Source organism: Zhongshania sp. (genome assembly GCF_029212375.1).
Classification (GTDB): Bacteria; Pseudomonadota; Gammaproteobacteria; order Pseudomonadales; family Spongiibacteraceae; genus Spongiibacter.
Window position 1 is genome coordinate 96,969 of the sequence record NZ_JARGNU010000011.1, and the last position, 19,942, is coordinate 116,910.

Here is a 19,942-nt window from a genome sequence, read left to right on the forward strand (position 1 = left end):
TACCAAGGCAAACCAGACACCCCATTAAGAGCAAGACCGACAGCTAAGCAGCCCGTCGCCTTATATGGAATACACTAGGAAAAACACCGTTGAGCGCACTTATCCCCCTCGTTAGCAACCCCGTATACAGCTACCCCTTCGACGCCCGCCACCGTTTCCCTATGGAAAAATTCTCTTTATTATTTAATTACTTACGCGCCAAAGGAATTGCCACCGAGCACAATACTTTCCGGCCTGGTCGGGTGCGTAACGATATATTAGCGCTCGCCCACTGCCCCGCCTATATTCATGACTTTTGCCATAACCAGCTCAGCCCCAGTGCAAACCGCCGCATGGGCCTACCGTGGAGCGAGGGCTTGCGCCAGCGCAGCCTTATTTCACCCAACGGCACCTTACTCACCGCCCAACTGGCCCTAAAACACGGCATAGCCTGCCACCTTGCCGGTGGCACCCACCACGCCCACTACAATTTTGCCTCTGGGTTTTGTATTTTTAACGATCTTGCCGTAACCGCCCGCACCCTATTAGCCCAAAACAAAGTACAGCGCGTATTGATATTCGACTGCGATGTGCATCAAGGCGATGGCACCGCCAGTATCTTGCAAAGCGACCCCGCCGCATTTACCTGTTCGGTGCACTGCGACAAAAATTTTCCCGCGCGCAAGGCCCGTAGCGACCTCGACATAGAAGTGGGCGTAGCGTGTGGTGATAGGGAGTATTTAGATCTCGTTGTTAATGGTCTTGAGCACGCCTTACAACTATCTCGACCCGATATTGTACTTTACGATGCTGGTGTCGATATTTATCAACACGACCCCCTTGGTTTACTAAACATTAGTATCGCAGGAATTCGCGAACGCGATCGGCGAGTATTAACAAGCTGCGTAGAACACGGCATTCCCGTCGCCACGGTTATCGGCGGCGGCTATGACCGCAATCAGCAAGCGCTAGCAGAAAGGCATGCCATTGTAGTAGAAGAGGCGGCTAAATTATTTGCTGGCTTAAATTGAAAAAGCGGCCAAAAGGCCGCTTAAAATTTAACTTACTAGCAGACTTATTGTTGGGCTGGTGTAAAAAACCCTACCAACAAACCTTGGAAAGCCACTAAAGGATCAGTGCTTGGGCTTAGTGTTAATATTGCGAGTAAATCACTCACCAAACTGCAGGTAACGGCAAGCGGAGTAGCGGCAAGCGGACAAGCACCACCACCAGCCAACGCAGACGTAACGGGAACCAGCAGGATATCTAGCGGTGTGCCGGTTAAACCCTCACCACCTTGCGAAGACAATGCCGCCTGAATGGGTGCCAATGGATCCAATACTGCGTCTAGAGGAGTGCCCGTTGTACCTGTTGTACCACCGTCACCAGAATCACTACCACCCCCGAGGGCATCAACGATAGTAGACAGCAAGCCGCCAAGCAAGCTATCGGTCAGCGGAGCAAATAAGCCTTCGCTACCACCACTAAACAGTGCAGTGAAATCCCCTTCCGTTAAACCACTAAGATCACCGCCCAGCAAACCAGTTAACGCAGCAACAGCCGCTTCAATCTGACTACTAATAACAGGACCTTGGTCTGCCTGCTCTTCAATAAAGAGTATTGGCACAACTTTGAGTAAAACATTATTCAACAAATTATCTAATGTACTACTCACTGCTGCCGCAGTTAAATCGGAGTCCATGGATTCCAGTGCCGCTACAGTAATCGCCAAATCGCTGAGCGCCTCATCCAAAGTCACCAGCAAGCCACCCAATACGGGAGCGCCAGCTACTTGGCCAGACGGATCCTGTGCAACTACCGATGCCAACCCCTCACTAAAGGCTGTACTTAATTGCTGTATTAATACCGCCGCTGATAGAGGTACGCCGCTGCCGCCGCCATTCGCGCCAGCTAACACTGGTGCTAATGCGTCGCCAAGCGGTGCCAAAGGTGTGCCAGCTAAAGGATTACTGCCACTTTCACCACCGCTGCCACTAGTGCAGCTCGCGCCAGTTAGTGACGCCAGTGCCGCCGGAAGGTCTGCCGCCAACTCAGTCACAGCTGCTTGCAAACCGGTATCAGAATCAGTGAGTAATGCCGCTGGGTCTTGCAGGCTGGCGGGATCTACGTGGACAAGAATTGAATCTAAAATATCGAGCACATCAGTGACAACAAAACCGCCAACACAATTAATTGCGCCCTCTAACGGTGTGCCTGCTGCGGCACTGGCAAGAGGCGTAATAACCTGCTCAGACAAAGGCTGCTGAACCGCATCTAGAGGGCCGTCAACCTCAGAGTAACTAGAAGTAACCGGCTGTTCTTGCTCTTGCTCTTCAGCCGGTGGAGTGTTGTTGCTAGGTTTATTGCTGCTACTACTGCTGCTACCGCAACCCGTTAGCGCCAAGCTGGCGCTAAAACCCACCGCGAGCAGGGTTTTACTCAAGAAAAAATACTTCATCCTAAATACTCCGTTAATTAGCTTGAACAACATCATCAATATCAGCTTAAAAACACGTCCATTTACTCTGCCCTTCAGCGGATTCTTGTATTTATTATAGCGTCTGAGCGTGTTACTGGCATTAGAACAAAAATGTGACATAGATAAAGTAAGGGAAAACCGAGGATTGGCGCCTTAAATTGAGACTCACATCACAAGCCCTAAGGATTTTAGTTAGCGTAGATCGCTGTGTTCCTTAAAAACTGCATCGCGATTTACACCTTATTAAGGAATAATGGCGATTTTACATGGAATTTATGCAATATGCCCAACATCTATGACTGGGACAATCTTGGCCCATTTACTGTCGATTTTAGTGTTGAAGCCAAGCATATTGACGGAATAGGCCATGTTAATAACGCGGTTTATGTTGACTGGTGCCAACAAGCGGGCTGGCGACACTCAGTTGCACTGGGGCTCAATTTAGACGATTACCGCAGTCTCGATGCCGCAATGGTAATTCGTCGCGCCGATTACGACTACATTTTGTCAGCCTACGCGGGCGAAGAATGTGTAATGGGCACTTGGCTTACCGCCAACGACGGCAGGCTTATTATGGCGCGCCACTTCCAACTCGTCCGCAAATCCGATGGTAAAACGCTATTGCGGGGCAATTGGCAACTGGTTTGCATTCGCATGAGCAATGGCAAACCGCGCCGTATGCCGCCCGAATTCAATAGCCGTTATGGCGACGCCGTGATTAGCACACCAACTAAGCATTCCGTGTAGAATAAGGCTTACACCTATTTCATGCCCTTTATAGAGAGAACCCAACGGTGACCAATCAATACGCCGAACACCCCGCCATGTTTCGGAATAATCCCTTAGGATTCATCCTAGCGGTTATTCTTATTCCCGCTGCCATCGGCATACTTATATTAATGGTGTGGTATTTGCGGTGTAAGTCTACCAAGCTGGAAATCAACGGCAATGAAGTCATTCTGGAAACAGGCTTAATGAGCAAAGAGCGCACCGAACTGTCGGTGAGCGGTATTCGCACTGTAAAAATTAAGCAGTCCTTTTTTAATCGCCTATTTAAAGTTGGCACCGTGTCTATATACACCGCCGGCGACAACCCCGAAATTCAAGCGGCCGGCATGCCCCGCCCCGAAGTGTTTCGCGAACTGGTCAAAGCTGCGCAAGCCTGAGGACGCCAAGCATGAGCGATAAAATGCCCAGCGACGACCGCCAAGCCGTCAAGATGGCAGTAGCGTCAATTGTGATCCTTGCCCTGCTCGGCGTCGCGACCATGCTATTCCTACCGCTGCTTGGCGCGTTTATCGACCAGCACTTTAGCGCCGGCATGGGTTTAAAAGACGCCGCTGTGGTGGCGTTTTTCACCACCGTTGTCACCCTTGTGATCTTTGCTGTGGCCGCCGGCGACGGTCTGTTGGGCGAGCTGCAATTTATGCTCAGCGGCTTCTTCGGCTTTTTCTTGGTGTTGTGGCTGCTAATTGCGTGGATCTTTTAATGGGCAAAATCCCGCTGGAATTTCGCCATGTTTGACCTCGGCGACCTCACCCTAACGTTTTGCTTTTTTGGCGTGCTCGCTTATTTTTGGCGCGCCCAAGGCACCCGCGAACTCGCACTGCGCGCCACCCGAAAACACCTAGACCAGCAGCAACTACAGCTATTAGACGGCCATGTCGCACTACGTGCGGTGTGGTGCAAGCGTGACGCTAATGGCCAAATTAAACTCTGGCGCCGCTATATATTTGAATTTACCGCCACCGGTCACGAGCGCTACAAAGGCCAGGTCGTTACCCTCGGCAATCGCATTGAAGGCTTTGAGCTGGAACCCCACCGTTTCCCTAACGACATAATTCACTAGGCCGCCCCGCGCCGCCGAATATAAGAAACTCTCTATGCGCCACGGCACTAGTTTTAATTCCGAACAAGATGTTAATTGGAAAACCCTAAAAGAGCTGATTCCCTACCTGTTGGCATTTCGCCAGCGGATTGGCTTTGCCCTGCTCTGCCTCGTGGCGGCCAAAGTCGCCAGCGTCGGCCTACCGTTTATACTCAAACATATTGTTGACCAGCTCGACAGCAAAGATCAGCCCGCCATTGTCATCCTGCCCTTGGCACTGTTGCTCGCCTACGGCGCGCTGCGCTTTGCCAATGTGTTATTTGGCGAATTGCGCGACACCGCCTTTGGTCGTGTCACTGAAAGTGCCATGCGCAATATCGGCCTCACGGTCTTTAAACATCTGCACTCCTTAGATTTAGATTTTCACCTCAATCGCCGCACTGGCGGTTTGTCTCGCGACATCGAGCGCGGCACCAATGGCATTAATTTTCTGCTGCGCTTTATGGTATTCAATATTGTGCCCACCTTTATTGAGATTGGCTTGGTGGTGGTATTGCTCGGCTGGCGCTACAGTATTTGGTTTGCCCTTATCGTACTGATTGCCGTGGTTTGCTATGTGGCGTTTTCCATTTATGCCACCGAGCGACGTACCACTTATATTCGCCGCGCCAATGAGGCCGAGTCGCGCAGCAGCAGCCGCGCAGTAGACAGCTTGCTCAATTTTGAAACCGTCAAATATTTTGGCAATGAACACTACGAAGCTCAGCGCTATGACGAAGAGCTGGCCAGCTGGCAATTGGCGCGCCGTCAAAACCGCCTCAGCCTGTTTGCCCTCAACGCCGGCCAAGCCCTGATTATTGCCGCTGCGATGACCGCCGCGATGGTCCTCGCCGCCAGTCAGGTGCAGGCCGAGAAAATGACCCTCGGCGACTTTGTGCTGATCAACGCCTTTATGATGCAAATCTTTATGCCCCTCAATTTCCTCGGCTTTGTCTACCGCGAAATGAAAGGCTCTATGGCCAATATCGAAGCCATGTTTGCCCTGCTTCGCCAGCGGCCCAACATCAATGATGTGGCCAATGCCCCCGCCCTGCAATTGCAGGACGGCTGTATCGAAGTCGAAAACCTCTATTTTCAGTACCACGACGACCGACCCATTCTCAATAACATTAGTTTCAAGGTTGCCGCCAAACAAAAAGTCGCCATTGTTGGCAGCAGCGGCGCGGGCAAATCCACCCTGCTCAAATTATTGTTCCGGTTTTACGACGCCAGTGGTGGTCGAATTCTGATCGACGGCCAAGATATTAAAAACGTTAGCCAAGCGTCACTGCGGACCGCGTTGGGCATCGTGCCCCAAGACACTGTGCTGTTTAATATGTCGATTCTCGAAAACATTCGCTACGGCCGCATCGACGCCAGCGACGAAGATATCCACGAGGCCATTCGCATGGCCCACCTCAGCGACTTTATCGCCCGTCTGCCCAAGGGCGTCGACACCTTGGTTGGCGAGCGTGGATTAAAACTCTCTGGCGGCGAAAAACAGCGCGTGGCCATCGCCCGCGCCCTGCTCAAAAAATCACCGATTATGATTTTTGACGAAGCCACCTCGTCATTAGACAGCGCCTCCGAGCGCCTTATTTTAGAGGCCATAAAAGATATCGCCCGCGAGCACACCATGCTGGTAATTGCCCACCGCCTCTCTACCGTGGTCGACGCCGACCATATTTTGGTGCTAGACCAAGGTGAAATTATCGAGCAGGGCAATCACGAGTCCCTGTTAGCACAACAGGGACAATACGCCCACCTGTGGTTGATGCAGCAGCGCGAGCGCACGCCCGCCGTCACTGAGTGATTGCCTGAGGTTGGTGAGTCTTATAGTCTGGAGGCAGATTGATGCGCGGCGTATTATTAGTGTCGCGGCGTCACCGCTCAAAATCGCGCACCGCGCCGCTACCGGAGTAATCAGTAAGCAATGAACGACAGCCACGACCTGCGCCTGATTATTGAATCGCGAATACCCGTAATTATTATCGAAACTTGGGAAGAGCGCCGCGCCTTGTCGCTGCTTACCAAGCTTGGTATTCAGCAAGGCTTACCGGTGTTTTCATGGTCGGTCACCGATGGCCTGCGCCGCGCCGATTTTGACCAAGCCGCCAATCTGCCCCACACCGCAGAACCCGAAGCAGTGCTAAAGCATATTCGCAGTCTCGACAGCGCGGGAATTTACGCACTCTGCGACTTCCACCCCTACCTAAATGACGAGCCCCGCAATATTCGCCTCATCAAAGAAATTGCCATGCTCGCCGAAGACAGTGGCAAACGGCTTATTTTTATCAGCCACGCCTTTAGCATTCCCAGCGAATTTAAACGCCACAGCGCCCGCTTCAGCTTGTCGATGCCAGAGGACCACAAACTGCGCGCCGCCATTTACAAAGAAGCCCAAAACTTCAGCAGCACCACCGGTCGCAAGGTAAAGACCGACCGCGACGCGCTCGACAAGCTCATCAATAATTTACGTGGCCTATCCCTAGACGACGCTCGCAAGCTGGCCCGCGGCGCGATTTTTCAAGACGGCGCCATCACCCACTCAGACCTCAGCAGCGTAAACAAAGCCAAGTTTGAACTGCTGGATATGGACGGCGTATTAAGCTTTGAATACGACACCGAAAACTTTGCCAATGTTGGCGGCCTGAGCAAACTTAAAGACTGGCTAGGCAAACGCGAACAGGCATTCCAACAGGGCGGCGCCGATTCGCCCAAGGGAATTATGCTAGTCGGTGTGCAGGGCGGCGGCAAAAGTCTCGCCGCCAAAGCGGTCGCCGGTTTATGGGGAATGCCGCTGCTGCGCATGGACATGGGTGCACTCTACAATAAATTTTTTGGCGAGTCGGAACGCAATGTGCGCGAAGCACTTAAGCTTGCCGAGACCATGGCGCCCTGCGTGTTATGGATAGACGAAATTGAAAAAGGCATCGGCAGCGACGATCACGACGGCGGCACTTCCAAGCGAATATTAGCCACGCTGCTAACGTGGATGGCCGAGCGCCAACACCCAGTATTTGTGGTTGCCACTGCCAATAATATTCAGCGCCTACCCCCAGAGCTGATTCGCAAAGGCCGCCTCGACGAGGTATTTTTTGTCGACCTGCCCTCAGAACAAGTGCGCCAACAGATCTTTGCCATTCATATTGAAAAACGCGGTTACCCGCTAGCCAATTTCCGCTGTTTGGAGCTGAGCACCGCCAGCGCCGGCTTTACCGGCGCCGAGATTGAACAGGCCATTGTCGCCGCGCGCTACTCGGCCAAGGCTCGCAATGAAGACCTGTGCACTGCCCATATTCTGGCCGAAATCGATGCCACCGTGCCGCTATCCATCACCATGAGCGAACAACTCGACGCCCTGCGCGCGTGGTGCCAAAGTAGAGCAGTAGCGGCAGACTGATAAATAGCGGCTCACCAGCGCAGGCAAAATGGCATAATAACGAGCAGGCACAGCGCCTGCTTTCTCGCATCACACTGCTGCATTACTACCAACGGATTATCCATGCCGCTACTCGCTTTAGAACATTTGCTCTGCCCACTCGACCAGCACCCCTTGCACCGCGACGGCAAAACTTGGCGCTGTAGCAACAACCACTGCTTCGATATAGCCAAGCAGGGCTATGTTAATTTACTGCCGGTGCAGAACAAAAAATCCCTCGATCCCGGCGACAGCCAAATCATGATTCAGGCCCGCCGCCAGTTTTTAGACAGCGGCGCCTATGCCCCCCTCGGCCAAGCTCTGGCAGAAGCCGTTGCTGAGCTCTGCGGCCAACACAGCGAGCTCGCCATTCTCGATGCCGGCTGTGGCGAGGGCTATTATCTCAACACCGTGTGCACGAATTTACTCAACGCCAGACCCGAACTCGCCCTCACCGCCACCGGCTTAGACATTTCCAAATGGGCGGTGCGCACCACCCGCAGCCGTAACTCCGGCATCAACGGTTTAGTGGCCAGCAACCGGCAAATTCCCCTGCCCGACAACAGCCAAGATATTCTGCTCTGCACCTTTGGCTTTCCGGTATTCAGTGAATTTCAGCGGGTAGTCAAAGCCGGCGGCCATATTGTGATGGTCGACCCCGGCCCCGAGCATTTGATTGAACTGCGCCAGCAAATTTACGAAGAAATCCGACGTTCGCCCCACGCCAGCCTCGCGGCGGGACTCAATGACAAATGGCAACTAAGCAGCGATACCGCACTGCGCTTTAGCACCCCTAAACTCAGCGCCGAATTATTTGAGCAACTGCTGATTATGACCCCCCATCTCTACCGCGCCAGCAAAGCTGGCCGCGAGCGCGCCGCCAAACTCGAAGACTTAGCGCTAAGCGCGGATGTAAGTATTCGGGTCATCAGCCATCAAGCCTAGGGGCTACTGAAAATCCTTGCTGCAGTGAACGTGGCCTACTTATTGCTGTCATTTATACAGCTTCTCAAATAAGCGGGGCGACAACATCAGCGCGTCACCTTTTGGCCGTATGCTTGTCGATCCGCGTATTCAGGGGCCTTTAGGCGAGCCTCTACGCGAACCAATAAAATGTGTTGCCACACAATAATGGATGGATTCACTATGCAGCAACTCAACGGCCTCGACGCCCTTTTCGCCCACAACGAGCGCCAGCACGCGCCAATGCATATAGCGGCGCTGATGGTTTACACCCCAAAAACCGTTAAACACAAAAAATTTCGCCTGCAAGAAGTGCGGGGCAGCATTGAGCAGCGGCTATCGCTGTCAGCCATTTTCCGGCGGCGCCTGCTCACCGTGGCCTATAATCTCGACCAGCCTTATTGGCTGGAAGATATAAATTTCAAACTCGACAATCACATCAAAAGCCACGAACTCAGCGCCAAGGCCACTGACCAAGATTTCGAACACTTTCTCGCCGAACTCCACGCCCAGCCTATGAACATGCAGCGCCCGCTCTGGGAAGCCCACATCATTAATGGCATGGATTGCCTGCCCGGCTACGCCAAGGGCAGCTTTGGCCTGTATATGAAGGTGCATCACGCCGCCTTAGATGGCGTATCCGGCACCGATATTCTCGCTGCCCTGCACGGCTTAAAACCCCGCGCATTCAACGCCGCGGCCACCACCGACACGTGGCAGGGCGAAACGCCGCCAAGCAATTGGAGCGTAGCCCGCAAGGCCTACATCAATAATCTGCGCAAGCCCCTGGAACTCATTCAGCAAGCCCGCCAGCTTATGCCTATGCTGCGCAAAGAGCGCGACGCAGAACCCCGCGATCACGCCGCCCCTGTTAGCTGGCAAAAATCACCCTTTAATGCTCGCATCGACGCCCAGCGCAATGTGCTGCTGGTGCGTTTTGACTTTGCTAGGCTTCGCGCAATTCGCCGCCACTATCCGCACACCACCGTCAATCACGTCATTCTATGTATTGTCGGTGGCGCCCTGCGCAATTACTTAATTGCCCAAAACAAACTCCCCAGCAACTCACTGGCATCGGTAATTCCCGTCAATATTCGCAGCCGCGACCAAGACAACTGCGGCAACGCGATTAGTATGCTGATTGGCAATTTACGCACCGACATCGAAGATCCACTGCAGCGTTTATTAGCGGTGCGCGACGGCGCTAATTCAGCCAAAAAGCTCAGTGACAATATTGGTCGCAGTACCTTGAGCAACGTCTGCCGCGCCCTGCCCAGCAGTGTCGAAGCCGGTGTACTGCGCGCCCTGTCGGCCCTCGCTTACTGGCCCGGCGGGGTCGCCATGCCCGCGTGCACCTTTGTGAGCAATGTACCTGGACCACCAGTGCCGCTGTATTTTAACGACGCCAAATTAGTGGATATGCTCGGCCTCGGTTTAATTATGGATCACGTTGGCCTGTTCCATGTGGTGATGAGCTACAACGGCGTAATGACCCTGTCGGTACTCAGCAGCCCCAAAACCCTGCATGAGCCCGAGCTCTACCGCCGCTGCCTGCTTGAGTCCTTTGCCGCGTTGGATAACAGCGTAAAATCCGCCGCCACAACGAACTAATCTGAATTTGGCCTTGAAATTAGTGAGCAAATCCCCATTTCTAATGTCACATAAACGGATATAAAAACTCGCTCGCTAAGGGACCTCCCTCGATGACGGAAAAACACGCTATCGGCCAGTTGCGCAACTGGCTGACTTCGCAAATTATTGGCCAGCAAAGCTTGGTCGACCGCTTACTTATCGCCCTGCTGGCCGACGGCCATTTATTGGTCGAGGGTGCACCTGGGCTGGCTAAAACTAAAGCGATTAAAACCTTGTCTGACGGTATCGCGGCCAGTTTTCAGCGCATTCAGTTTACCCCCGACTTGTTGCCCGGCGATGTTACCGGCAGTGATATTTACCGGCCAGAAACCGGTGCCTTTGAATTTCAGCCCGGCCCGATATTTCACAACTTAGTCTTGGCCGACGAAATCAACCGTGCGCCCGCCAAGGTGCAATCGGCGCTGCTAGAAGCCATGGCCGAGCGTCAGGTCAGCGTGGGCAGCAACACCCTGCAGCTGCCGCCCTTGTTTCTGGTAATGGCCACCCAAAACCCTTTGGAGCAGGAAGGCACCTACCCGCTGCCAGAAGCCCAGCTCGACCGCTTTTTAATGCACGTTAACGTCGCCTACCCCGATGCGGCGGCAGAACTGGAAATTCTGCGCCGCGTGCGCGCCGAAGCCAAAGGCGAGATTAGCCAGCCCGAGCCTCTCAGCCAAGACATCTTGCTAGCGGCCCGCGAGCAGATACTCAATTTACACATGGCCGAAGCGGTAGAGGAATACATGGTGCAGCTGGTTATTGCCAGCCGTGAACCCGCCCGCCTCGACGCCGAGTTAGCCGGCTGGTTAGAAGTGGGCGCCAGCCCCCGCGCCACCATTGCCCTCGACCGCTGCGCCCGCGCCCACGCCTGGCTCAACGACCGCGACTACGTTAGCCCCGACGACGTGCAAGCCATTGCCCACGACGTATTGCGCCACCGCCTTATTCTCAGCTTTGAAGCCGAGGCCGACGGCATTCGTAAAGACCATATTATCGACCGCCTGCTGCAGGTGGTGCCGGTGGCATGAGCAGCCTGCCACGGGGCAATTTTAGCGCGCCGGTTCAGGGCGCCATTGTGGATCAGCAGGCGCTGATCCACACCCGTTTTGCCGGCGCACAATTGCGCGCCACCCCCAAGCGTCGCCATTTTGCCAAACAGAGTGGCAGCCACGCCTCACCGGTAAAAGGCAGGGGCTTGGCCTTTCATCATGTGCGGGAATATCAGGGTGGCGACGAAATTCGTCATATCGACTGGCGAGTCACCGCGCGCACCGCCAAAGCCCACACCAAAATATTTGAAGAGGAAAAAGAGCGCCCAGTAGTGCTCTGCCTAGACCAGCGCAACAGCATGTTTTTTGGCAGTCGCCACTGTTTCAAATCGGTGCTCGCCTGCCACGTTGCGGCCACCCTCGCTTGGGCCGGCTTAGACAATAACGATCGGGTTGGCGGCTTGGTATTTACCGACAACCAGCACCGCGAAGTACGGCCGCGGCGCAGTCACCGCGCAGTGTTAAATTTTATACACACCGCCGCCAGCTACAATCAGCAATTGGCCGACACCAGTGCAAGCGGCGATGAGCTTATCGATGCGCCGCAAAGTCTCGCCAAGGCCTTTGAAGAATTGCGCCGCATCACTAGGCCCGGTTCCACGGTATATGTCGTCAGCGATTTTAACGGTTTTGAACAAGACGCCGAGCGCCAGCTTCATCTCATTGCGCGACACAACGATGTTATCGCCATTGCGATTCAAGACCCACTCGAAGACAACCTACCTAGTGCGGGCATGTATTCGGTCAGCAATGGGCGGGAGCGTTTGCAGTTAATGGTTAACCCCGCGCTGCGCCAACAATTTCACGAGCGCCGCGAGCAATCCCAACTGCGACTAAAAGCCAGCTTGCGCCGCGCCGGTATTCATCATATTTCGCTGGCAACCGATGCGCCGTTTTTTGACACCTTGCAACGGGGCATGATGGGCAAATGAATCTCGTCATGACAACACCACTATGAATACGCCTAGCCCAACACAGCTCCCAGCGGGTGCAAATCCCCTAGACCAGCTAGCGGATATTCATCTGCCCCCCGCCGTTCCCAACTTTCCTTGGGCACTGGGCTGGTGGGTAGTAATTATAGTATGCCTTTGTTTAATTGCAGCCGCTTACTGGCTGTGGCGGCACTACCGCCGACGCGGCGCCTACCGCCGCGCCGCGCAATTAGAATTAGCCGCCCTAAAGGCCATCGACAACGACGCCGAGTTTGCCCGCCAGCTCAATCAATTATTGCGAAGAGTTGCTATTCATTGCCAACAATCTAAACCCGCTGCGCCTGCACTAGCTGGCCTCAGTGGCGAGCAATGGCAAACCTTTATTTACTATGGCTGCGGCGCTAAACCCGCGTTTACCGAGGCCAATCTCGATGCCTTGTTTGCGGCAGCCTATCAGGCTCACGCCGCGCCCCTAGATCGCCAGCAGCTGCTTAAGCAAGCGCAGCAGTGGATCGCCCGTCATCGGAGCCATTATGTTTGAATTGCAATGGCCATGGATTTTTGTGCTACTACCGCTACCCCTGCTAGTGCGCTGGCTGTCTAAAGCGCAAACCAGCGCCAGCGGCGCCGCACTGCGGGTGCCGTTTTTTAGCCAATTGCGCAGCTTAAGTGGCGAGCAATCGGCCCCCGTACACAGCAGTAATAAATTCGATTTACTGCTGATGTTACTGCTATGGATCGCCCTCTTGCTGGCCAGCGCCAGACCAATTTGGATTGGCGACGCCGTTGCCATGCCCACTAAGGGCCGCGATCTTATGCTCGCAGTAGACATCTCCGGCTCAATGTCGCAAGAAGACATGGTTATTCAAGATGAAGCGCTGCCGCGGATCACTGTTGTTAAAGCGGTCGTTAATCAATTTGTACAACAGCGCCGCGGCGACAAGCTCGGCCTGATCCTGTTTGGCAGTCAGCCCTATATTCAGTCACCCCTGACCTTCGACCTCGACACCGTTAACACCTTAATGGACGAGGCCCAAGTTGGCTTTGCGGGTAAACAAACCGCCATCGGCGACGCCATTGGCTTTGCCATAAAGCGCCTGCGCGAACGACCAGAAAACAGCCGAGTCGTGGTGCTCCTCACCGACGGCGCCGACACTGCCAGCAATTTAAACCCCCTCGAAGCCAGCAAATTAGCCGCTGCCGAAAACATTAAGATCTACACCATCGGTGTTGGCGCCACCGAGATGCGTGTACCCGGTATATTTGGCAGCAACTTTGGCGCGCGCACCGTCAACCCGTCGGCCGATCTAGATGAAGACACCCTGCAAAGCATTGCCGACACCACCGGCGGCGCCTATTACCGCGCCCGCAACCCCGCTGAATTACAGGCCGCGTATGCCGCCATCGCCGCTTTAGAACCTATTGACCAAGAGCAGGAGATGCTCCGCCCCGAGCGCTCGCTGCTGCACTGGCCGCTGCTCTTCGCCGCCGGCCTGTGGCTGCTATTAGCGCTCAAGCGCAATCTACCCGAACTCGCGCCCCGCAAGCCTGCGCCAAACCAAAATGGGGGCACGCTATGACGCTGCCAAGCTTGCACTGGATACGTCCCGACTTACTGTGGACAGCGATTCCCCTAATCATCGCCGCCTTGCTCCTCGCGCGGCAAAGCCGCCAGCAGGGCGCTTGGCAAAAGCATATCGACCCCAGCCTACTACCCTATTTGCTTGACGGTAAAAGTGGCGCCAAACCCGCTCGGTCACTGACATTATTATTTTTGCTTAGCGCCATCGCTTGGCTCGCCTTACTTGGCCCCGCTTGGGAGCAAGCCCCCACCCCGCTCTACAAAAACACCGAGGGCATGGTGGTGGTGCTGGATTTATCTCCGTCGATGTTGGCGGAAGATATTCAACCCTCGCGCATTCGCCAGGCACGCTTCAAACTCCGCGATCTATTGCAGCTGCGCCAAGATGGTCAAACCGGCTTAGTGGTATTCGCCGCGGATGCCTTTGTGGTGGCACCGCTCACCGACGACGTAAACACCTTGCTCACGCTGATTCCCGGCCTGCACCCAGGCATGATGCCGCAGATTGGCAGCAATCCACTGGCCGGCGTAACACTCGCCAAAGACTTGTTAGACCAAAACGGTGGCAGCGGCAGAATTCTGCTTATTACAGACGGCATCAATAAAGCGCAGTTAAATGGCTTGCAGAAATTCCTCGACGACAGCCCCTACCCGCTCTCGGTATTGGCGGTTGGCACTCGCGACGGCGCCCCCATCCCCCTGCCCGAGGGCGGCTTTGCCAAAGACAGCAGCGGTAATATTATTGTGCCCGCCCTTAGCGTTAGCGAGCTGCGCGCCTTAGCGAGTTCAGGCAATGGCGATTATCGCGAACTCAGCTTAGACGACAGCGATATCCGCGCCTTAAACCCCGACGACGCCAGTAGCGCAGAGAGCGCCACCGGCAAAAATTCCGAGCGTCAATTTGACCAATGGAAAGACGCTGGCGCGTGGCTAGTCTTATTGCTATTGCCATTGAGCCTACTCGGTTTTCGGCGCAGCTGGCTACCCAATCTACTGCTACCGCTGCTATTGCCGCTACTATTACTTGCCCAGCCAAACACCGCCAATGCCCTAGAATTTAATGACCTATGGCAAACCCCAGACCAGCGCGGCGCAGCCTTATTAGAGCGCGACCCCGCCGCGGCTGCCGAGCATTTTAAAGACCCCGCGTGGCGGGCCAGTGCCCAGTATCGCGCCGGCGATTATGCCGCAGCCGCCGAGAGCTATGCCCAACTTAGCGGTAGCGATGCCGCCTATAATCGCGGCAATGCGCTAGCAAAGGCTGGCAAACTAAACGAAGCCATCGCCGCCTTCGAGGAAGCACTGGCACAAGACCCCGACATGAGCGATGCCCAGCGCAATAAAGCCATTGTCGAGGATTTGAAAAAGCAGCAAGAACAGCAGCAGGACCAGTCACAAGACCAATCCCAGAAAGGCGACGGCGACAAATCAGATAAAGATCAACAGTCTGAATCATCTGATCAGCAAGACCAAGATGGCAAAGACAGCAACCAGAAAGAAAATCAAGACGGCAAGCAAGGCGACTCGTCGCAACAAGATAAATCTGAGCAGCAAAATTCTGATCAAAAAAATAACGGTAAGAATGATCAGCAAAACGACAAGTCAGAATCCCAAGACGCTACCGAGCAAGATCAAACCGAAAGCAGTGCTGATCAAGAAAAACAGCAGCAAGCGGAGCAGCGCAAGTCTGAACTCGCCGACGACTACGCCAAACAAGCTGCCGAGCAAAAGCCTGGAGAAGACGCTCCAGACGCCGACCCCAAGGAAAACGGCAAGCCCGCCGGCGCAGTAGAGTCCCAAGCGCCGCTGAGCGAAGCTGACCAATCAAAAGAGCAATGGCTGCGCAAAATACCGGATAACCCCGACAATTTATTGCGCAACAAATTTCAGTATCAACACCAGCTCCGCCAACATCGCGGCGAGCAAATCGAGAGGGAGGATTATGCGCCTTATTAATCCCATTAGCCTTGCCCGCACCCACTACGCCACAGCGAGCACCACCCAGCCTATGAAGCGACATTCAGCCCACCGCCACTTTGGCGCACTGCAATTGGTGCTTATTTTATTCAGCATACTAAGCGGCATGCCAAGCGCGTTTGCCGACACCAGTGTGCGCGCCAGTGTTGATCGCAACCAAATATCCAGCGAAGAAACCTTTATATTATCGCTGGTCGCCGACAGTATTTTATTCACTGACGAACCCGACATCAGCGCGCTGGAAAATGATTTTCACGTTATTAGACGCCAGCAAAGCAGCCGCACCAATATCATCAACGGCAAGGTAAATAGCAGTCGCCAATGGGACTACACCCTCGCCCCCAAGCGCGAGGGCAATTTAACCATCCCCGCCATTACGATGGGCAAATACCAGACCAGGGCGCTGACCATATCCGTGAGCAAAGCGAGCAGCCAATCGCGGGGCAGTAATGGCGACAGCGTGTATTTAGAATCCGACGTCACCCCGCGCTCAGCCTATGTGCAGGGTGAGCTGCAATACACGGTGAAAATCTTTACCTCGGTGAATTTCTTAGACGCTTCGTTAGAAGCACCCGAAGTGGATAACGCGGTAATTGAAGCCACCGGCGAGCAGCGTTATCAAACCTTGGTAGACGGCCGCTACTACCAAGTTATTGAACGTCATTATTCAATCTATCCGCAAACCAGTGGCGACCTGACAATTCCGGCACTTACCTTGCAGGCGCGGGTTGAGGGCTATCGACCGTCAATGCTCGACCCTGGCCGCCTCGTAGTAAAACGTAGCCAAGAACATCGACTCAAAATTATGCCGCCACCAGCAGAGTTTAAGGGCGCAGTGTGGTTGCCCGCCAAGGAGTTAGTGCTCAATGAAAACTGGAGTAAAGACCCCGACAATATTCGAGTTGGCGACTCCATCACCCGCACGGTAAGTATTCAGGCCGACGGTTTACTTGGCTCGCAGTTACCGAGTTTGCCCATTTATACATTGAGCAATGCCAAGCTCTACCCCGACCAAGCCAAGATAGAAAAAGGCGACGAACAGTCGAAATGGACCGGCATCCGCAGCGAGTCGATGGCGATTATTCCCACCAAAGCCGGCGAATTTATTCTGCCCGAGGTGCGGATTCCCTGGTGGAACACCAAAACCAACAAAGCCGAAGTAGCCGTCTTAGCCGAGCGCCGCATTACGGTGAGACCGGCACTACTCGGCAATGGTAATACCGAAGCCACACCAAACAACTTGGCGGCAGGCGGCACCGGCCAAGCGGCCAACACAGCGAGCAATCCGAACCCCAATAATGACGACGCAACGAGCACCGCTACCAGCCCGCTACTGTGGTCGCTTATCGCCCTGCTCTGCCTCAGCAATGCCGCGTTTGCCGCTGCGTGGTATCGCGCTCGCCACAGCACGCTAAACGCTGCCAACAGCAACAAAGCAGAGGGAAAAACAACGAGTGAAAGCCAGGCATTTAGCCAATTGAAAAAGTGTGTGCAGAGCGACGCCACAGCGCCAGTGCTGCGCTCGGCCTTAATTCACTGGGCGCAGGCTCATTACCAGCAGAGCTTAAGCCTAAGCCAATTGGCGCAGCGCGCCAGCGAATTAAAACCCTATTGCGATGCCCTTGATGCCCAATTATTTTCCCAGCAAGGTGGCGGAGTCGACCCCAATGCGCTCCTTGAAGCGGTTAAATCCCTGCGCGGTAGAGCCGCCAAAAGGAGCGCAGAGACCGCCCCATTAGCGCCACTGTATCCGTCTAAGGTTTAAGCGCGGTGCTCAGGTTCTGGCGGATTGCGCAATACCAGCACGCCGCCTATCACCACGCACACAATGCCGACAAGGGTTAGTTGGTCGGGAATATGATCCCAAATCAGCCAATCTAAAAGGCCGCTAAACACCACCGCAAAATAGCTGATCGGCGCCGACACCGACGCCGAAATATAGCGGTAGGCCAAGGTATAAAGCACAAAACCCAAATAAATCACCACGCCCATATACAATAAGCCCAGCCACGCCGAGCTGGGAATGGGCTGATAATTAAATAGGAAGAAGGGCAGGCTAACGATGACCGAAATTAAAAAATAGTAAAACAAAATTCTATTTTGAGGCTCGCCCTGCATTAATTCGCGGGTGCTCACCATCGACACCGCCAATCCCAGCGCCGACAACAAGGCCAAGACATGCCACAGGCTAAAGCCGGCAAAACCCGGCTTTAGTACCAGTATTACCCCAACAAACCCCACCACCAAGGGCGGCCAGGCATGGCGGCTCACTCGCTGCTTAAACCACAGTAAAAGCACCAATGGCACCATCAGTGGCGCCGAGGCCCGCAACAAGGTCGCCTCAACCAGTGCGATATGCGTTAGCGCGAGGTAAAACAAATAGAAACACGCACAGCCGCTAATGCCGCGAATTAAGTGTAAACCCGGCCGCGTAGTCACTAGGCCCGCTCGCCCAGAGCGTAATATAGCGGGCAGCGCAAACAGAAAGCTTAGGCCGTACTGCACCATAACAATGCTAGAAACATGGACTTCTTGGGAAACGTGCTTACCCACCGCCGCCACCGTACTGGATAAAAACACGGTAATTAACGACAGCGACAATCCAGTTAGCAATTGCTTTTGAGGGGCAGAAATAATCAATGACTAATCTCTAAAGTCCGGCAGATAGCACACCCACCTCGCCGAGGCAGTATTAGGCTGGCACTATAAAGAGAGCGCTGGCATTTAGCCAGTCCGTAATGGGGACGCAAAAAAGCCCGCAACCCACGCAAGATCACGTGGGTGCGGGCTTAGTCATGCCAATATGAAGCGAAATTTACTTGTTAGCGCCGCACTTGGCTTCGCCACATTTGCCTTCTTTAGCGGCTTTATCGGCGCCACATTTGGCTTCAGCAGCCGCTTTATCGGCGCCGCATTTAGCTTCGCCACATTTGCCTTCTTTGGCCGCCTTATTAGCACCACACTTGGCTTCTTTGGCCGCTTTATCGGCGCCGCACTTAGCTTCACCACATTTGCCTTCAGCGTCTTTGGCGTAATTCGCCAACTGATAGCCACTGCTCATTACTTTGGCGGCAAAGGGGTTGGTATCAGCTACAGCAACTGAGGCCATAGAAGAAGCGAGCATTGCCGCACCAAACGCAGTCATTGCAGTTTTTTTCATGTTGTCGTCACCTTGATAAATTAATTGTTTAAATTGGTCGCCGTATGACGACTCTGCTCATTAGAGGTATTCCACCAGCCAGTGTTACAAACCCCGCAAAAATAATTCACTCTTTTTTTCTGTAACAAGTTTGCCCGCCCTGCGTCTCATTGCCAATCGTACAGCACAAGCTGCATTGCCAATATTCTACGGAGTTTAGTTCATGGTAGATTTTTTTAACTACGTAAACCGCAGTCAAGATTACATCGCGCGCGCATTTCGGCCCCTCGACGGACTGCCAGCCCTTGGCTTAAGGCTGTATTTGGTGCCCGTTTTTTGGATGGCAGGCAGCAGCAAAATGGCGAGTTTTAGCGCCACTGCCGAGTGGTTTGGCAACCCTGACTGGGGCTTGGGGCTGCCCTTTCCCACCCTGTTAGCATTTTTAGCCACCGCCACGGAGCTAGCCGGCGCACTGTTGCTATTGTTAGGCCTTGCAACCCGTTGGATTGCCATTCCCCTCGCGATCACCATGATTGTGGCGGCATTGAGCGTGCACTGGCAATTTGGCTGGCAGGCCATTGCCGATGCCAGTGCGCCCTTTGCCAACGAGAGAGTTGTGGAATCGGTAGACAAACTCGCCGCGGCCCGCTCGCTACTCGAGGCCCACGGCAATTACGACTGGCTCACGTCGAGCGGCAATATTGTTATTCTCAATAACGGCATTGAGTTTGCTGCGACCTACCTAATAATGCTACTGGCTCTAATCGCCTTAGGCGGCGGCCGCTATGTGAGCGTCGATTACTGGCTAAACCGCAAATTTCGGCCGGTGTTAACGGATAAAACGAGTCATTAAACTTTATTTTTACAGTAAATTGCCGCCGCTTGGTTGCGTGCACACAGGGGGATCAGTGACACTATGGGC

19 protein-coding genes are annotated in these 19,942 nt (G+C 54.1%); 16 read left to right on the forward strand and 3 right to left on the reverse strand.

Features of this window, described 5'->3' with window-relative positions; all coding sequences use genetic code 11:
* Window positions 1-89 precede the first annotated feature (89 nt).
* Window positions 90-1,010 carry a histone deacetylase gene (locus P1U47_RS12435; protein WP_301029312.1) on the forward strand — a complete coding sequence of 307 codons (921 nt, stop codon included), beginning with the start codon at window positions 90-92 and terminating at the stop codon, window positions 1,008-1,010.
* A gap of 44 nt (window positions 1,011-1,054) precedes the next feature.
* Here P1U47_RS12435 and P1U47_RS12440 read toward each other — a convergent pair whose 3' ends face one another.
* On the reverse strand, window positions 1,055-2,437 hold the full coding sequence (locus P1U47_RS12440; protein WP_301029313.1) for a hypothetical protein: 1,383 nt from the start codon (window positions 2,435-2,437) through the stop codon (window positions 1,055-1,057).
* A 303-nt stretch (window positions 2,438-2,740) separates the two neighbouring features.
* Here P1U47_RS12440 and P1U47_RS12445 point away from each other — a divergent pair, with 303 nt between their 5' ends.
* The 14 genes from P1U47_RS12445 (at window position 2,741) to P1U47_RS12510 (ending at window position 17,646) form a co-directional block, all read left to right on the forward strand.
* A complete protein-coding gene (locus P1U47_RS12445; protein ID WP_301029314.1) occupies window positions 2,741-3,205 on the forward strand; it encodes a thioesterase family protein in 465 nt (154 codons plus the stop codon).
* A 47-nt stretch (window positions 3,206-3,252) separates the two neighbouring features.
* Window positions 3,253-3,624, forward strand: coding sequence for a PH domain-containing protein (locus P1U47_RS12450; protein ID WP_301029315.1), 372 nt, complete (start codon window positions 3,253-3,255; stop codon window positions 3,622-3,624).
* Between the two features lie 11 nt (window positions 3,625-3,635).
* Window positions 3,636-3,947, forward strand: coding sequence for a hypothetical protein (locus P1U47_RS12455; protein WP_301029316.1), 312 nt, complete (start codon window positions 3,636-3,638; stop codon window positions 3,945-3,947).
* 27 nt (window positions 3,948-3,974) lie between these two features.
* On the forward strand, window positions 3,975-4,307 hold the full coding sequence (locus tag P1U47_RS12460; protein WP_301029318.1) for a DUF3301 domain-containing protein: 333 nt from the start codon (window positions 3,975-3,977) through the stop codon (window positions 4,305-4,307).
* A gap of 34 nt (window positions 4,308-4,341) precedes the next feature.
* A complete protein-coding gene (locus tag P1U47_RS12465; RefSeq protein WP_301029319.1) occupies window positions 4,342-6,138 on the forward strand; it encodes an ABC transporter ATP-binding protein/permease in 1,797 nt (598 codons plus the stop codon).
* Between the two features lie 120 nt (window positions 6,139-6,258).
* Window positions 6,259-7,728, forward strand: coding sequence for an AAA family ATPase (locus P1U47_RS12470; RefSeq protein ID WP_301029320.1), 1,470 nt, complete (start codon window positions 6,259-6,261; stop codon window positions 7,726-7,728).
* Window positions 7,729-7,830: 102 nt separating this feature from the next.
* Entirely contained in the window at window positions 7,831-8,691 is an 861-nt protein-coding gene (locus tag P1U47_RS12475) for a putative RNA methyltransferase (RefSeq protein WP_301029322.1), read from the forward strand.
* Window positions 8,692-8,892: 201 nt separating this feature from the next.
* Complete coding sequence (locus P1U47_RS12480; protein WP_301029323.1) at window positions 8,893-10,320, forward strand: wax ester/triacylglycerol synthase family O-acyltransferase; 1,428 nt, start codon at window positions 8,893-8,895, stop codon at window positions 10,318-10,320.
* A gap of 92 nt (window positions 10,321-10,412) precedes the next feature.
* Window positions 10,413-11,369, forward strand: a complete 957-nt coding sequence (locus tag P1U47_RS12485) for a MoxR family ATPase (RefSeq protein WP_301029325.1) — start codon at window positions 10,413-10,415, stop codon at window positions 11,367-11,369.
* Window positions 11,366-12,322 (forward strand): DUF58 domain-containing protein, encoded by a 957-nt coding sequence (locus P1U47_RS12490; protein WP_301029326.1) that lies wholly within the window; start codon window positions 11,366-11,368, stop codon window positions 12,320-12,322. The genes P1U47_RS12485 and P1U47_RS12490 overlap by 4 nt, the downstream gene beginning before the upstream one ends.
* Window positions 12,323-12,344: 22 nt before the next feature.
* Window positions 12,345-12,863 (forward strand): DUF4381 domain-containing protein, encoded by a 519-nt coding sequence (locus P1U47_RS12495; protein WP_301029328.1) that lies wholly within the window; start codon window positions 12,345-12,347, stop codon window positions 12,861-12,863.
* Window positions 12,856-13,902 (forward strand): VWA domain-containing protein, encoded by a 1,047-nt coding sequence (locus tag P1U47_RS12500; RefSeq protein WP_301029330.1) that lies wholly within the window; start codon window positions 12,856-12,858, stop codon window positions 13,900-13,902. Before P1U47_RS12495 ends, P1U47_RS12500 begins: the two co-directional genes overlap by 8 nt.
* Window positions 13,899-15,860 carry a VWA domain-containing protein gene (locus P1U47_RS12505; protein ID WP_301029332.1) on the forward strand — a complete coding sequence of 654 codons (1,962 nt, stop codon included), beginning with the start codon at window positions 13,899-13,901 and terminating at the stop codon, window positions 15,858-15,860. Before P1U47_RS12500 ends, P1U47_RS12505 begins: the two co-directional genes overlap by 4 nt.
* Entirely contained in the window at window positions 15,847-17,646 is a 1,800-nt protein-coding gene (locus P1U47_RS12510; protein ID WP_301029333.1) for a BatD family protein, read from the forward strand. The genes P1U47_RS12505 and P1U47_RS12510 overlap by 14 nt, the downstream gene beginning before the upstream one ends.
* Here P1U47_RS12510 and P1U47_RS12515 read toward each other — a convergent pair.
* Together P1U47_RS12515 and P1U47_RS12520 are read right to left on the reverse strand one after the other, a co-directional pair.
* Window positions 17,643-18,521 (reverse strand): DMT family transporter, encoded by an 879-nt coding sequence (locus P1U47_RS12515; RefSeq protein WP_301029334.1) that lies wholly within the window; start codon window positions 18,519-18,521, stop codon window positions 17,643-17,645. The genes P1U47_RS12510 and P1U47_RS12515 overlap by 4 nt on opposite strands.
* 175 nt (window positions 18,522-18,696) lie before the next feature.
* Window positions 18,697-19,041 carry a hypothetical protein gene (locus P1U47_RS12520; RefSeq protein ID WP_301029336.1) on the reverse strand — a complete coding sequence of 115 codons (345 nt, stop codon included), beginning with the start codon at window positions 19,039-19,041 and terminating at the stop codon, window positions 18,697-18,699.
* Between the two features lie 202 nt (window positions 19,042-19,243).
* On the opposite strand from P1U47_RS12520, the gene P1U47_RS12525 reads away from it, so the two are divergent.
* The gene (locus tag P1U47_RS12525; protein WP_301029337.1) at window positions 19,244-19,873 is read left to right on the forward strand and encodes a DoxX family protein; all 630 of its coding nucleotides are present in this window, start codon (window positions 19,244-19,246) and stop codon (window positions 19,871-19,873) included.
* Window positions 19,874-19,942 lie beyond the last annotated feature (69 nt).